This window comes from Sandaracinus amylolyticus, from assembly GCF_000737325.1.
In the GTDB taxonomy this organism is placed as follows: Bacteria; Myxococcota_A; Polyangia; order Polyangiales; family Sandaracinaceae; genus Sandaracinus; species Sandaracinus amylolyticus.
This window is the reverse complement of the sequence record NZ_CP011125.1, coordinates 5,286,990-5,300,703: the sequence shown is the minus strand read 5'-3', so window position 1 is coordinate 5,300,703 and position 13,714 is coordinate 5,286,990. Positions and strand designations below refer to the sequence as shown.

Here is a 13,714-nt window from a genome sequence, read left to right as displayed (position 1 = left end):
AACGCTCCCGATAGGATTCGAACCTATGACCTCTCGCTTAGGAAGCGATTGCTCTATCCAGCTGAGCTACGGGAGCAGGAGAGAGACGCCGGGATAGCACGAACCGCCGCGCCTGCCGAACGTCGTCCACGTGACTCAGTCATTGACTGCGCTCTCGCGCGCGGCTACGTCGCGGGCGGCGCGGGGGACGCGCGCCTTTCTGCTGAAGAGGAGAACCGGATCATGCTCGAGATCACCGGCATCGTCGCTCGCGAGATCCTCGATTCGCGCGGTAACCCGACGCTCGAGGTCGAGGTGGAGATCGAGGAGGGCGTGGTCGGCCGCGCCGCGGTTCCCTCGGGCGCATCGACCGGCGAGCACGAGGCGATCGAGCTGCGCGACGGAGACGCGTCGCGCTACCTCGGCAAGGGCGTGCGCAAGGCCGTCGAGAACGTGATGGAGCGGATCGCGCCCGAGGTGCTCGGACGCGACGCGCTCGATCAGCACGGGATCGATCAGCGCATGCTCGATCTCGACGGCACGCCCAACAAGGGCAAGCTCGGCGCGAACGCGATCCTCGGCGTGTCGATGGCCGTCGCGCGCGCGGCGAGCGAGGCGATGGGCCTGCCGCTGTTCCGCTACCTCGGCGGCGCGCAGGCGTGCGTGCTCCCGGTGCCGCTGATGAACATCATCAACGGCGGCGCGCACGCGGACAACGGGCTCGAGATCCAGGAGTTCATGATCGTCCCGCACGGCGCGGGGACGTTCCGCGACGCGCTGCGCTCGGGCGCCGAGGTGTTCCACCACCTCAAGTCGCTGCTGAAGAAGCAGGGCCTCGCGACGAGCGTCGGCGACGAGGGTGGCTTCGCGCCGCGCCTGCCGAACAACGAGGGCGCGCTGAGCGTGATCCTCGAGGCGATCGGCAAGGCGGGCTACACGGCGGGCAAGGACATCTCGCTCGCGCTCGACTGCGCGGCGAGCGAGTTCTTCGACGGCAAGAAGCGCACGTACACCTTCGACAAGAAGGAGATCGACGGCAAGCAGCTCGTCGAGACGTACGCGCAGCTCGCGAGCAAGTACCCGATCGTGTCGATCGAGGACGGCTGCGCCGAGGACGACTGGGACACCTGGAAGCTGCTGACCGACAAGCTCGGCAAGAACGTGCAGCTGGTCGGCGACGACCTCTTCGTGACCAACGTCGCGCGCCTGCAGCGCGGCATCGATCAGGGCATCGCGAACGCGATCCTGATCAAGGTCAACCAGATCGGCACGGTGACCGAGACGCTCGACGCGATGCGCCTCGGCGCGCTGAACGGGTACTCGTCGATCGTGTCGCACCGCTCGGGCGAGACCGAGGACACGTTCATCGCCGACCTCGCGGTCGCGACGGGCGCGGGACAGATCAAGACGGGCTCGGCGTCGCGCTCGGATCGCATCGCGAAGTACAACCAGCTGCTGCGCATCGAGGAGATGCTCGGCAATGGGGCGCGCTTCGCGGGCCGCAGCACCCTGCGCGCGAAGTGATCGGTCGTCGCTGAGCGCTCGGAGATCGGGCGGCGCCGCGACGGCCGTGCACGAGCACGTGGCACGTGCACGTGTACGAGTCACGACGCGGCGCCGCGAGATCACGGGCGCTCCGCTGCGCATCACCGCCCATGCGCAGCGCCGGCGAAGGCGGGCGCCCGCGCAGCGCCGCCGAAGGCGGGCGGCCGGGGTTCGAAAGGGGGCGGAGCCCCCTTGGGCATTCAGCGCACGAGCTGACGCGATCGGATCAGATCGAGCACCGGATCGATCCCCTCGCGCCGGTCGAGCGGGGTCGCCGGGATCGAGCGCGTGATCATCGCGCGCAGCACTGCGCCGCCGTACGGCAGGTCCGCGCCCCAGATCGCGCGGACCGTCGTCGCGGGGAGCTTCTCGAGGAAGAGCGCCAGGCGCTCCGGCTCGATCGGCGCGAAGTCCGCGCTGTCGACGAGCACCATCTGCGGCGCGGCGACGCGCAGCTGCTCGTCCATGCGCTCGAGGCTCGCCGCGGGGATCGGGATCACGCGCGTCGCGCCGAGCGCGGCCTGGAGCTTCGACGCGAACGCGTGCCCCGCCGAGACGACGATCACGATCACCGGGCGCGAGTCGACGAACACCTCGCGCGTCACGTCGCCGCCGCGACGCACCGCGCCCGGGCCGCTCGGCGTCACCGCGCCGATCATCGCGAGCACGTCGTCGATCACCGGATGCGCGTCCGCGCCCATGCGACGCGCGAGCGCGTCGCGCAGCGGGCCCTGCACGAACTCGCTCGCCGCAGCCCCGCCTTGGGCGAGGTCGCCGCCGATCGCCTCGAGCGCCTCGAAGATCGCGCTGGAGACCATCGACGGCGCGACCAGGGCTTCGAGCGACTCTCGGATGATCCGGAGCTCGGGACGCTCGGGCTTCATCTGTCCGTTCACGGTATCACGCCCCGTCGCAAGTCGCTCAAGGATTCGCCGACACGCGATCGAGGAATCCCTCGTCGTACTGACACGCGCGGAAGCTCTCGTGGTTGAGCGCGCGACGGAGCAGCCGGAGGTTCGTGACCAGCGGCGCGATGCGCGTCTCGGCGATCACACGATCGAGCACCAGCACCGCCTCGTGGCGCGTCGGCGCGTAGGTCGTGACGGTGGCGACGACGGGATCGTGATCGTGCTGCACGCGCGAGCGCGGCTGGATGCCCGTCTCGATCCGCACCTTGCCGGCCGGCGCGGGCGGCCATCGCACGTCGTCGGCGCGACCGGGGAACGGCCGGCCGTCGCGCGGATCGGTGGCGGCCTCGATGCGCGCCTGCACCGCGTGCCCGGTCGGCGCGACGCGCGGCACCTCGGGCGGCATCGGCTCGCCGTTCGCGAGGCGCACCTGCACCTCGACGAGATCGATGTTCGCGCACGCCTCGATGACCGCGTGCTCGGGCTGGAGCAGCGGATGGAAGCCGAGGAAATAGAAGCTGCCGCGCGCGTCGATCAGGAAGTGCGCGCTCCCGACGCCGCGGAACCGGAGATAGAGCGCGAGATCGATCGCGGCCGCGCCGATCGCGCTGCGCACCGCCGCGCCCGAGCGCAGCGCGTCGATCGCGGGCGCGGGGGACTCGGCCAGCACGCGCCGGTGATCCTTGCGCACGCTGACCTCGCGATCGCCGATCACCACGCAGTTGCCCCGGCCGTCGCCGACGACCTGGACCTCGACGTGGCGCGGGCGATCGACGTGGCGCTCGACGTAGCAGGCCGCGCCTTCCCACTCGATGCCCGCGATCGCGCGCTCGAGATCGTCGGCCGAGTCGAGCGTGGGCAGCACGTTCGGCTCGCCGAGGCCGAACGCGGGCTTGATGACGAGCGGATAGCCGATCGCCTCGACGTCGGCGCGCAGCTCGCTCGGCTCGCGGATCGGACGCTCGCTGCCGGGCAGGATGCGCAGGCCTGCGTCGAACGCGGCGTGACGGATCGAGAAGCGATCGCGGTAGAGCACGAGCTCCTCGGGAGAGGGCCCGATGAACGCGATGCCCGCCGCCTCGCAAGCGCGCGCGAGCGTCGGATCGTCGTCGAGCAGGCCGTAGCCGGGGTGCAGCGCGGTGCACCCGGTCGCGCGCGCCGCGGTGATCAGCGCCGCGACGCTCGCGTACGAGTCGCGCACCGGCACCGCGCCGTTCGTGCGAGGCGGGCCGACGCGCACCGCTTCGTCGCACGCCTGCGCGTGCACGTCTTCCTCTTCACCGTCCGTGTGCACCGCGACCGTGTCCGCGCCGATGCGGCGGCAGGTGCGCGCGACGCGCGCTGCGACCTCGCCTCGGTTGGCCACGAGGATCTTCTCGAACATGCGCGCGCAGCATACGAGCGCGTCGTCGCGTGCGCGAGCGCGGCAGAGGAGTAGGGTGCGCCGCGATGGCGGTGCTGATCTCGGTCGAAGGTCTGTCGCGTCCCGCGATGCGCGCGAGCGACGTGCGCGCGCGCGGCGAGCGCATGCTCCAAGCGATGCGGCTCGGTGATCGCGAGCTCTCGATCCTCCTGTGCGACGACGCGACGATCCACGCGCTCAACCGCGACTACCGCCACAAGGACAAGCCGACCGACGTGCTCGCGTTCGCGATGATGGAAGGCGAGCAGAGCGGGCACGCGCCCGGCGTGCTCGGCGACGTCGTGATCTCGCTCGACACCGCGGCGCGCCAGGCGCGCGAGCACGCGCGCTCGCTGGAGGCGGAGGTGACGACGCTGCTCGCGCACGGCGTGCTGCATCTCCTCGGGCTCGATCACCGCGATCGCACCGAAGAAAGGCGCATGACGGCGCGCACCGATCTGCTCCGAGCGGCGGCGAAGCCGCGCCGGAAGGGGTCTCGCGATCGCTCCGGATCGCCCTGAATGGGGGCGAATTCGCTCTTGTGATCACGAATTCGGTGATTTTCGGGGGCTCGGCAGCGAATTGCGCTTGTCAGCCTCGAAAATCGGTGGCATCGAAGGGGCCGACGCGCGGAAGCCCAGGAAAAAGGGGGGTTCCGCGCAAGCGCGGGGAGGTCGATCCCTCGCGAGGCGCACACGCTCGCACCCGGCTTGATCGCCGTCGAAGACGGCGCCCCTGATGTTTGCGGGGAGTTGGGGTGATGTGGGTGCGACCTCGACGGGGAAGGGGTCGGTCCGTCCCGCGATCGGGAAACCGGTTCCACAGGAGGAAGAGACCATGGCGAAGGCAGAGACCGCTGCGAAGAAGATGACGAAGGCTCAGGTCCTCGGTGAGATCGCGGAGAAGACCGGCCTGTCGCGCAAGCAGGTGGGCGAGGTGTTCGAGTCGCTCCGTGGCCTGATGAAGCGCGAGCTCGGCAAGCGTGGCCCCGAGCAGTTCGAGATCCCGGGCATCGTGCGCCTGAAGATCCGCAAGACCGAGGCGCGCAAGGGCGTGAAGTTCCGCAACCCGGCGACGGGTGAGACGGTCGTCCGCGACGTGCCGGCCTCGCGCAAGCTCAAGGCGCTTCCGGTGAAGGGCCTCAAGGACCTCGTCCTCTGATCGAGCAGCAACACATCGTCGCTCCATCTGCGGAGTGACATCGACGACGCCACTGCGGTCGTCGGGCATGAGGGGAGCCGCGGATCGCGCGGGCTCCCCTTCTTGCTTTCCGTCGCTCAGAACGGGTTCGGCGGCGGCGTGGTCGAGGGCGGCGGCGCGGTCGGGGCGGCGCGCCCGCGGGGCGCTCGAAGAGCTCGCGCACCAGGCCCGCGATCGTGCGGATCTCCGTGAAGCGCAGCTGCGTCTCGACGTGCAGCACGTCGTCCTCGACGCGGAAGTCGAGGCGATCGAGGGGGCCGTCGAGGCCGTACAGCGAGACGATCACGTTCGACGCAGCTGCGCGGGCGCGCTCGGCGAGGCACTCGCTGGCGCCCTCGGCGTCGTCGTGCGTGGCGAAGCGCGCCTCGCCGCGGAGCCGCGCGCCGTCGTCGCCTTCGGTCACGCCGACGCGCAAGCGCAGGGGCACGGGGCAGAGGCTGCGTCGCACGAACACCGCGACGTTCTCGACCTCGATGGAGAGGCCCTCGCCGTCGTCCATCGCGAGCAGCGCGTCGGCGGGCTCGACCGTGGCGCGCCGCGCGCGTCGTGCCGCGGCGATCGCGAGCACGCGCGGGAGATCGTCGGGTCGCGCGATCACGAAGTGGCGCTCGCCCACCAGCGCGACGTCGCGCTCGATGCCGTCGGGGCTCGGCCATCGCGTCGAGGGCACGCCCGCCTCGTCGCGCCACTCGATCGCGAGGCCTCGGCCCTGCGCGAACCGCTCGGCGAGCGCGCGCGGATCGGGCGCGCCCTCGCTGAGACGCCCCGCGACGACGATGCTCGAGCGCTGCAGGTTCGGCGTCGCGATGAGGACGCGCGAGAGGTCGCGCACCGGGTCGACGCCGGACTCGCCGAGCAGCGCGCGCCAGTCGGGCACCACGCGGAGCAACGACGCGATGTCCTCGCCGACCGGCGAGCCGCGCACGCGATCCATGTCGATGCGAAGCGCGAGCTGCGCGCCCGCGGGGAGGAACGCGACCGGCGCGCCTTCGCCGAGCCCCGGGCTCGTGGTCGCGCCGTCGACGCCCGCATCGCGACGACGCCGGCGCGCGCCTGCGTCGGCGCTCGTTCCCGCGTCGCGCGCGGCGCTCTCGCCTTCGCCGGTCGTGCTCTCGCTCGTCGACGCCGCGGGCTCCGAGGGAGGCTCGGGCGGGGCGGCAGGCGCCGCGACCTCGACCTCGGTCGCTTCGACCATGCCGAGCTCGACCTCGATCGGCGCCTGGAGCTCGAAGCCGGTGTCCGGCGGCGCGAGCGCGACGCTCGCCACGAAGAGCACGCCCGCGTGCAGCGCGACCGACGCGATCCATCCGACGGCAGCGCTGCGCCGCGCGAGCGGATCGTTCATCGCGCCTCCGCGAACGCCGGGTTGACCTCGGCCAGAGCACGTGAAAGAAGGGTTCGCTCCGTGGCGTGGCGACGCGCTCCGTGATCGAGCGTGGCGTCGCGCCGCACCCACCTGCTGCAGCGCCGAGGCGAGCGTGCTCCGCTCCTCGGGGCCGCGAGCTGCTTTTCGCGAACGATGTCACGCCGAAACCACAGCCTGCTCGTCGCGCTCGCGACGGGTGCCTTCGTCGCGTCGGTCCTGATCGCATGCGGCAGCAGCTCGAGCGAGGAGGGCGCGGACGCCGGCGCGACCGTGGGCGCGGCGCCACGCGAGGCCGTCGACTCGGGCAGGCCCGACGCGGCCAGGCCTCCGAGCGGGCCGCCGAAGCGCATCTTCACCAAGCGGTTCGTGGTCAACGTTCGTGCCCGGCCCGATCGAGAGTCGCCGCGCATCGGCTACCTGCGGGCGGGCGCCGTGCTCCAGGCGACGACGGCGGACCCCGTGTCGACCGAAGGGTGCCGCGAAGGGTGGTTCGAGCTTACGACGGGGGGCTTCGTCTGCAACGGGCGCGACGTGATCGCGTTCGAGGGACGGCGGCTCCCGGAGCGCAGGCCGGCGCAGCCCGACTGGGAAGAGCCGCTGCCGTACCGCTTCGCGCGCACGCGGCGCGACAACACGCCGATGTACCGGCGGCTTCCGAGCGATCTCGAGGCTGCGGTGCACGAGGGCTATCGCGTGCCGGGCATGCAGCTCGAGCACCTGCCCGACGGGGGCGTGCGCTTCACCGAAGAGGTCGCGGCCGCGCCGGTCGAGATGGGCTCGGAGGAGTCGGCCGCGAGCGCGAGCGCAGAGTTGGCTGACTCGCGGACTGATCGCCGCGAGGCGATCCCGGAGCGCGCGGCGCAGCCCGCGGTCGCGCGCGAGCCGCAGGTCGCGGAGGCGAGCGCGGCGGCGGCGGCCGCGGCGGCGAGCGGTGAGCCGCCCGACGAAGAAGCGCGGATGGTCACGCTCGGCGACCTGCAGGGCGAGCGCGGAGGGCTGCTGCACCGACGCCTGGTGAAGGGCTTCATCGTCTCGCTCGATCGCGACATGCGCGCGGGCGCGCGGCGCTACTGGCGCACGCTGAGCAACGGGTTCGTGCCCTATCACTCGCAGGTCGAGGTGCGGGGCTCGACGTTCCAGGGCGTGCGGTTGGATCCGCCGGTCGAGGGCGCGGTCGCGGCGGCGCCCGAGGCTGCGCCGGCCGAAGGAGAGGCCGCGACCGCGAGCGCGCCCGCGGCGCCGCGATGGGAGCTGCCGATCGGCTTCGTGATGTCGAGCAAGACGACCTCGTTCACGCGCGGTCGTGATGGTCGCCCGCGTCGCTCGCGCGCGCCCGGGTACCACTACGCGTTCCGCATCACGGGCCGCGAGACGCATCGCGATCGCGAGTACCTCGTGGGCCACGACGAGCGGCTCTACGAGACGAGCGAGATCCGCATCGTCGAGGCGCACGATCCGCCGCCCGAGGTCGGGCCCGAGGACCACTGGATCGAGGTCGATCTCGGCAACCAGTCGCTCGTCGCGTACGAAGGCCGCACGCCGGTCTACGCGACGCTCGTGTCGACCGGGCGCGTGCGCGATCCCGAAGATCCGCTGCGCGACATGCGCACGCCGACCGGGCTCTTCCGCATCACGTCGAAGCACGTCACGCACACGATGGACGGAGACCACGCGGTCGACGGTCCCTATTCGATCGAAGACGTGCCCTACGTGATGTACTTCCAGCTCGCGTACGCGCTGCACTCGGCGTTCTGGCACGACGGATTCGGTCGGCCGCGCAGCCACGGGTGCGTGAACCTCGCGCCGCTCGACGCGCGCTGGATCTTCCAGTGGGCGGGCCCGGCGCTGCCCGAGGCGTGGCACGGGTCGTATCCGACCGAGACGCAGCCCGGCACGTGGCTGTGGATCCACGGCGAGACCCCCGAGGGCTGAGGGTCGGGGCGATGCGGCGCACGACGTCGCTCGCGCGCAACGTTCCGCGACACTCCCATCGGTCTCGTTCCTCCGCGTCTCCCGCGCGCGCCCCGGCATACACCGAGCGCGCACGGTGACCCGATCCGGTCCGCCGCGTGCAGACGTGATCGCAGCGTCTACATCAGGCCGAGACGAACGAAGGACTGCCGGGGCTCGCTGCCACACGTGGCGGTGCGTCGCGGCGCCCCATCAGGAGATCGGGTGGATCCGCAGGGGAATCGCCGGCTCGCGCTCACGGTCGCGTACGTCGTGCTGGTCACGTTGCTGCTCTGGGTCATCCAGAGCTTCGCCTCGCGACCGCCGCCGCCTCGCAGCGTGCCGTACAGCGAGCTCGTCTCACTGGTCGAGCAGAACCGCGTCGAAGAGGCGACGGTTCGCGCCGATCGCATCATCGCCAAGCTGCGCCCCGCCGCCGACGCGCCGGCCGCGCAGGACGCGCCGAGCACGCCGCGCACCGCGCCGGCCGGGACGCCGGACGCCGAGGTCGAGCGCGTCTACGCGACGCGCATCCCCGACGTCGACGACGCGCCGCTGCTCGCGAACATGCGCCAGCACGGCGTGACGTTCTCGGGTGAGATGCGCGAGGACGCGTGGTGGCAGCCGCTGCTCTTCGGATGGGTGCTGCCCTTCGCGGTGCTCTTCGGCATCTACATGCTCGTGATGCGGCGCGTGACGAAGAACGCCGGGCCGCTCTCCGTCGGCAAAGCGCAGGCGAAGATCTACGACCGCAACGCGCAGGAGCCGGTGAACTTCGAGGACGTCGCGGGCGTCGACGAGGCGAAGGCCGAGCTCGTCGAGATCGTCAGCTACCTCAAGCACCCCGAGCGCTATCGCGCGATCGGCGCGCGCTCGCCGAAGGGCGTGCTGCTCGTGGGCCCGCCGGGCACCGGCAAGACGCTGCTCGCGCGAGCGGTCGCGGGCGAGGCGCAGGTGCCGTTCTTCTCGATCTCGGGCTCCGAGTTCGTGCAGATGTTCGTCGGCGTCGGCGCGGCGCGCGTGCGCGATCTCTTCGAGCAGGCGAAGCAGCGCGCGCCCTGCATCGTGTTCATCGACGAGCTCGACGCGATCGGTCGCTCGCGATCGGGCGCGGGCTCGGGGCTCGCGGTGCACGAGGAGCGCGAGCAGACGCTCAACCAGCTGCTCGTCGAGATGGACGGCTTCGAGGCCGGCAAGGGCGTGGTGATCCTCGCCGCGACGAACCGCCCCGAGGTGCTCGATCCCGCGCTGCTGCGCGCCGGTCGGTTCGACCGGCAGGTGGCGGTCGATCGTCCCGACGTGCGCGGACGTGAGGCGATCCTGCGGGTGCACGTGCGCAAGATCCGCGTCGCGAAGCACGTCGACATGCGCGTCGTCGCGCAGCGCACGCCGGGCATGGCCGGCGCCGATCTCGCGAACGTCGTGAACGAGGCCGCGCTCGCCGCGAGCCGTCGCGGCGCCGCCGAGGTCGAGACACGCGACTTCGAGGAGGCGGTCGATCGCATCCAGCTCGGCCTGAAGAAGAAGGGCCGCGTGATGACCGAGCCGGAGCGCGAGCGCGTCGCGTACCACGAGGGCGGCCACGCGCTGGTCGCGCTCTCGGTGCAGCACGCCGATCCCGTGCATCGCGTGACGATCATCCCGCGCTCGATCGGCGCGCTCGGCGCGACGCTCCAGCTGCCCGCGGAGGAGCGCTACCTCATGACGCGCAACGAGCTGCGCGATCGCATCTGCGTGATGCTCGGTGGGCGCGCGGCGGAGCTCGTCGCGTTCGACGACCTCTCGACCGGCGCGCAGAACGATCTCGAGCGCGCGACCGAGACCGCGCGGCACATGGTCTGCCGCTTCGGCATGAGCGACGCGCTCGGGCCGGTGACCTACGGCGAGCCGATGGGCGGGCGCTTCCTCGAGATCCCGGGGCTGCACTCGGGCCGCGGGTACAGCGAGGAGACGGCGCGCGCGATCGACGCCGAGGTGCGACGCATCATCGAGGACGAGGAGAAGCGCGCGCTCGCGCTCCTCGAGGAGCGCCGTCGTGACCTCGAGGCGATCGCCGCGCGCTTGCTCGAGAACGAGACGATCGATCGCGACGAGCTCGAGCGCATCGCAGCGCCGCGCCTGCGCACGGGATCGCGACCGCCGCCGCCGAGCGTGCCCGAGGTGCTCGGCGACCCCGGCCACATGAAGCCCGTCGCGTCGAACGGCGACGGGCGGCGCTGAGGTCAGGCGGCGGGGGCGAGGAGCTCGCGGAGCCGATCGAGGTGCACGCGCCCGATCGAATTCACGAGCTTGCGCGCGCCCGCCGCGTTCACGTAGCCCCTCGGCCAGTCGGCGGGCGGACGGTGCAGCGTGCCGAGGCTCTCCTCGAGCAGCAGCACCGGGCGACCACGCTCGCGCAGCACGAGCAGCAACACCGGGTGCGACATCGTGCTGCGGCCCGTCGCGATCTCGCCCTCGTACCAAGCCGCGTCGAGCTCGAACGGGCCCTCGAGCGCGAGCTCGACGCCGCCCGCGCGCTCGACGCGCAGCCGCACTCGCTCGTCACGCACCACGATCACGCGCCGCGACGCGCCCAGCTGCGCGACGGCCGCCGCGATGCCGAACACGACGAGCAGGACGATCGATCCGACGAGCAGCTCGGGCACCGCCTCCGCGCTGCCCCGGATCAGCACGACGCCCGCGCCCACCGCGCCCGTGAGCGCCAGCGCGCCGAGGATCGCGACGACGTTGCGCGCGCCCGCCGACACGAAGCTCGCTTCGTAGATCGGCTTGCCCGCGCTCACTGACCGCGACCGGTGCGCAGCGCCTTGAGCAGGGTCCGCGCAGCCGCGCCCTCGGCGACGCGGTCCTGCACGGGCCTGCCGATCGCCGCGAACGCCTCGCGCTCGGTGGGCGTCGGACGGTGCACGTCGATGCCGTAGCGCTGGAGGTTCTGGATCAGGATCGGATCCATCCGGCGCACCGCTGCGCGACCGTCGGTCGTGAGCGCCACCGGCAAGCTCGAGAGCATCTGCTTGAGATCGTCGGGCAGACCGTTGAACCACGTCTGCGAGAACACGACGATGCCCGGCTGGTAGCTCTGCTCGCTGAGGTTGAGGTGGCGCGCGGCCTGGTACCACGACGTCGCGAACGCGAAGAGCGGCGTGTTGTCGAAGCCGTCGACGACGCCGGTCTGCAGCGACGTGAGCACGTTCGTCACGTCGATCGGGTTCGGCGTCGCGCCGAACGCCTCGTAGGTCGCGATGTGCACCCGCGACTCCTGCGAGCGCATGCGCAGCCCGCGCAGATCCGCGGGCTGACGGATCGGCCGCTCGCGCGTGAACCACGAGCGGAACCCGTTCTCCGCCCACAGCGCGAAGGTGAAGCCCTTCGCCGACACGAGCCGACCGACCTGCTCGCGCACCGGCGCCGAGTCGAGCGCGCGGTCCGCCTGCTCTGCCGTGTCGAAGAGGTACGGCGCCTCGATCACGTTGAGCTCGGGCACCACCGAGCCGAGCGCCGCCGTCGATCCGCCGAACGCCTCGAGCGAGCCCTGCGAGACGCGGCGCACCAGCGCCTTCTCGCCGCCGAGCGAGCCGCCCATGAAGAGGCGCACCTTGATCCGCCCACCGCTCTGCGACTCGATGTGGGTCTTCAGCGAGCGCAGCTGCTTCTCCCACGGTGTGCCCTCGGGCGCGACGGTGCCGATCCGCATCTGGATCGCCTCCTGCGCGTGGGCCTCTTCGCGGGGGGCGAGGGTCACGAGGAACGCGCTGAGCACGACGGAGAGCGTGGTCAGCGTGATCGCGAGCTTCTTGCGGTTCATGGCGCGCACCTCTCGGTGATTGGTGAACGACGCGGCACGGTGAGCGGCGATTCAGCGCGGCTCACTCGAAGAGCGAGTCCGCGCGCGCCAGCGCCTGCTGCGCCTTGCGCTGCTCCGCGAGGTTCTCCGCGCGCACGTCGGGCAGCACGTTCGGATCACCGTCGATCACCAAGCGCAGCTCGCGCTCGAAGAGGGCGCGATCCTGCGCCTTCACCGCGTACTCGACCGCGTAGAGCACGTGGCTGCCGAAGTACCCGGGGTAGCGCGAGATCGTGTAGTCGAAGTGCTGGCGCGAGCGCTCGAGGTCGCCGCCCGCGTACGCCGGGGCGACCGCGAAGAACGCGCCGAAGTAGCGGTCCGGGCCCGCGAAGAAGAAGTCGCGATCGAGCTCGAGCACGCGCGTCATGATCGCGCGGATCTCGTCCTTGTAGGCGAGCAGCGTCGCGAAGCCGTCGCGGCGCGCCCACTTGCCGAGCGCCGCGCTGCGCCAGTAGAGCGCGGGCACCGCCTGCGCATCGAGCACCGCGAGCGCCGCTTCGTCGACGTGCTCGCGCGCGCGCACCTGGTCGGCGAACGCGGGCGAGAGGACCTGCAGCGAGCGCTCCGCCGAGGTCACCGCCGCCTGGTACATCGCGGTCGCCTCGGGATCGGGCGCGTCCTCCTGATCGCGGAACGCGAGGTGGCCGTCCGCGAGGAAGTACTGCGCGCGCGACAGGCGGTGCCAGAGCTGCCAGTCCGCGGGATCGAGCTCGAGCGCCTGCGTCCATGCGTCGATCGCCGCGCGCAGCTGCGCCTCGTCCTGGCGCTGCTCCCAGGCCGCGTCGCCCGTCGCGACGAGCTGATCCTTCTGGGATTGCTGCTCGGCCGAGACCGGCTCCGCGCCCTGCGCCGTCGTCTCCTCCCAGGCCGCGGTGCGTCCGCCGCCGCCGCACCCGACGCTCGCGATTCCCACGAGCGCCGCGATCACTCCCAGCTGGTTCGAGCGCGCCATGACCCCTCCCGTCCGTTGCATCGGAGGTCCCGAATACCGCAGGAATTCTCGGTGTGTCAACGGCGCCTCCGTCCACCTTGTGGGCGACGCGCGCATCTCATAAGGTCGAGCCGGATGGCCCGCGTTCGCCTCGGCCCGGACACGATCCGCGCGATCCTCGAGGAGGGCGGTTGGCCGTGTCATCGCATCGCCGACGACACATTCCGCAGCCTCTTCCAGGGCAAGAACGCGAGCTTCCCGTTCTTCGTGCGGATCGATCCCGCGGGGTTCGTCGTGTTCGCGATCGTGCCGTACCTGCGCTCGCCCTCGGACGCCGCGATCGCGGGCAAGCTCTACGCGCGGCTGCTGGAGCTGAACCAGAGCCTCTTGATGGCGAAGTTCTCGATCGACGACGACCTCGACGTCGTGCTCTCGGTCGAGTACGCGGTGGCGGAGCTCGATCGCAGCGAGTTCGACGACGCGCTCGACGTGCTCTCGTATTATGCCGACCGCCACTACGACGAGCTGCGCAAGCTGTGCGCGGGCTCGGACGCGATCGGGCGCACCGGCGTCTGAGCGCGGGCTCGAT

At 71.7% G+C, this 13,714-nt stretch carries 12 protein-coding genes and 1 tRNA gene; 6 read left to right on the top strand and 7 right to left on the bottom strand.

The features are described 5' to 3' along the window. Positions 1–2 precede the first annotated feature (2 nt). Positions 3–76, bottom strand: a tRNA-Arg gene (locus DB32_RS22485). Between DB32_RS22485 and eno the strand changes: the two genes are divergently transcribed. Further along, the gene (gene eno / locus DB32_RS22480; protein WP_157069289.1) at positions 49–1,503 is read left to right on the top strand and encodes a phosphopyruvate hydratase; all 1,455 of its coding nucleotides are present in this window, start codon (positions 49–51) and stop codon (positions 1,501–1,503) included. The genes DB32_RS22485 and eno overlap by 28 nt on opposite strands. A gap of 221 nt (positions 1,504–1,724) precedes the next feature. On the opposite strand, the gene DB32_RS22475 is transcribed toward eno, so the two are convergent. Together DB32_RS22475 and DB32_RS22470 are read right to left on the bottom strand one after the other, a co-directional pair. Beyond that, positions 1,725–2,408: a hypothetical protein gene (locus DB32_RS22475; RefSeq protein ID WP_053234697.1), complete on the bottom strand. Its 684-nt coding sequence runs from the start codon at positions 2,406–2,408 to the stop codon at positions 1,725–1,727. Between the two features lie 37 nt (positions 2,409–2,445). Continuing rightward, positions 2,446–3,816, bottom strand: coding sequence for an ATP-binding protein (locus tag DB32_RS22470; protein ID WP_053234696.1), 1,371 nt, complete (start codon positions 3,814–3,816; stop codon positions 2,446–2,448). A gap of 65 nt (positions 3,817–3,881) precedes the next feature. Between DB32_RS22470 and ybeY the strand changes: the two genes are divergently transcribed. Continuing rightward, positions 3,882–4,355: an rRNA maturation RNase YbeY gene (ybeY, locus tag DB32_RS22465; RefSeq protein ID WP_053234695.1), complete on the top strand. Its 474-nt coding sequence runs from the start codon at positions 3,882–3,884 to the stop codon at positions 4,353–4,355. A gap of 316 nt (positions 4,356–4,671) precedes the next feature. Then, positions 4,672–4,995: an HU family DNA-binding protein gene (locus tag DB32_RS22460; RefSeq protein WP_053234694.1), complete on the top strand. Its 324-nt coding sequence runs from the start codon at positions 4,672–4,674 to the stop codon at positions 4,993–4,995. Here DB32_RS22460 and DB32_RS22455 read toward each other — a convergent pair. Then, positions 4,976–6,379, bottom strand: coding sequence for a hypothetical protein (locus DB32_RS22455; RefSeq protein WP_053234693.1), 1,404 nt, complete (start codon positions 6,377–6,379; stop codon positions 4,976–4,978). The genes DB32_RS22460 and DB32_RS22455 overlap by 20 nt on opposite strands. 174 nt (positions 6,380–6,553) lie before the next feature. On the opposite strand from DB32_RS22455, the gene DB32_RS22450 reads away from it, so the two are divergent. After that, positions 6,554–8,332 (top strand): L,D-transpeptidase, encoded by a 1,779-nt coding sequence (locus tag DB32_RS22450; protein WP_157069288.1) that lies wholly within the window; start codon positions 6,554–6,556, stop codon positions 8,330–8,332. Between the two features lie 243 nt (positions 8,333–8,575). Beyond that, positions 8,576–10,570: an ATP-dependent zinc metalloprotease FtsH gene (ftsH, locus tag DB32_RS22445; RefSeq protein ID WP_075097595.1), complete on the top strand. Its 1,995-nt coding sequence runs from the start codon at positions 8,576–8,578 to the stop codon at positions 10,568–10,570. Positions 10,571–10,572: 2 nt separating this feature from the next. Here ftsH and DB32_RS22440 read toward each other — a convergent pair whose 3' ends face one another. The 3 genes from DB32_RS22440 to DB32_RS22430 all read right to left on the bottom strand — a co-directional run bounded on the left by DB32_RS22440 (position 10,573) and on the right by DB32_RS22430 (position 13,146). Continuing rightward, entirely contained in the window at positions 10,573–11,133 is a 561-nt protein-coding gene (locus DB32_RS22440) for a hypothetical protein (protein ID WP_053234691.1), read from the bottom strand. Continuing rightward, entirely contained in the window at positions 11,130–12,155 is a 1,026-nt protein-coding gene (locus DB32_RS22435; RefSeq protein WP_053234690.1) for a TRAP transporter substrate-binding protein, read from the bottom strand. The genes DB32_RS22440 and DB32_RS22435 overlap by 4 nt, the downstream gene beginning before the upstream one ends. 61 nt (positions 12,156–12,216) lie before the next feature. Further along, positions 12,217–13,146 carry a TRAP transporter TatT component family protein gene (locus tag DB32_RS22430; RefSeq protein ID WP_053234689.1) on the bottom strand — a complete coding sequence of 310 codons (930 nt, stop codon included), beginning with the start codon at positions 13,144–13,146 and terminating at the stop codon, positions 12,217–12,219. Positions 13,147–13,260: 114 nt separating this feature from the next. On the opposite strand from DB32_RS22430, the gene DB32_RS22425 reads away from it, so the two are divergent. Further along, positions 13,261–13,701, top strand: a complete 441-nt coding sequence (locus DB32_RS22425) for a YbjN domain-containing protein (RefSeq protein ID WP_053234688.1) — start codon at positions 13,261–13,263, stop codon at positions 13,699–13,701. The last annotated feature ends 13 nt before the right edge of the window (positions 13,702–13,714 follow it).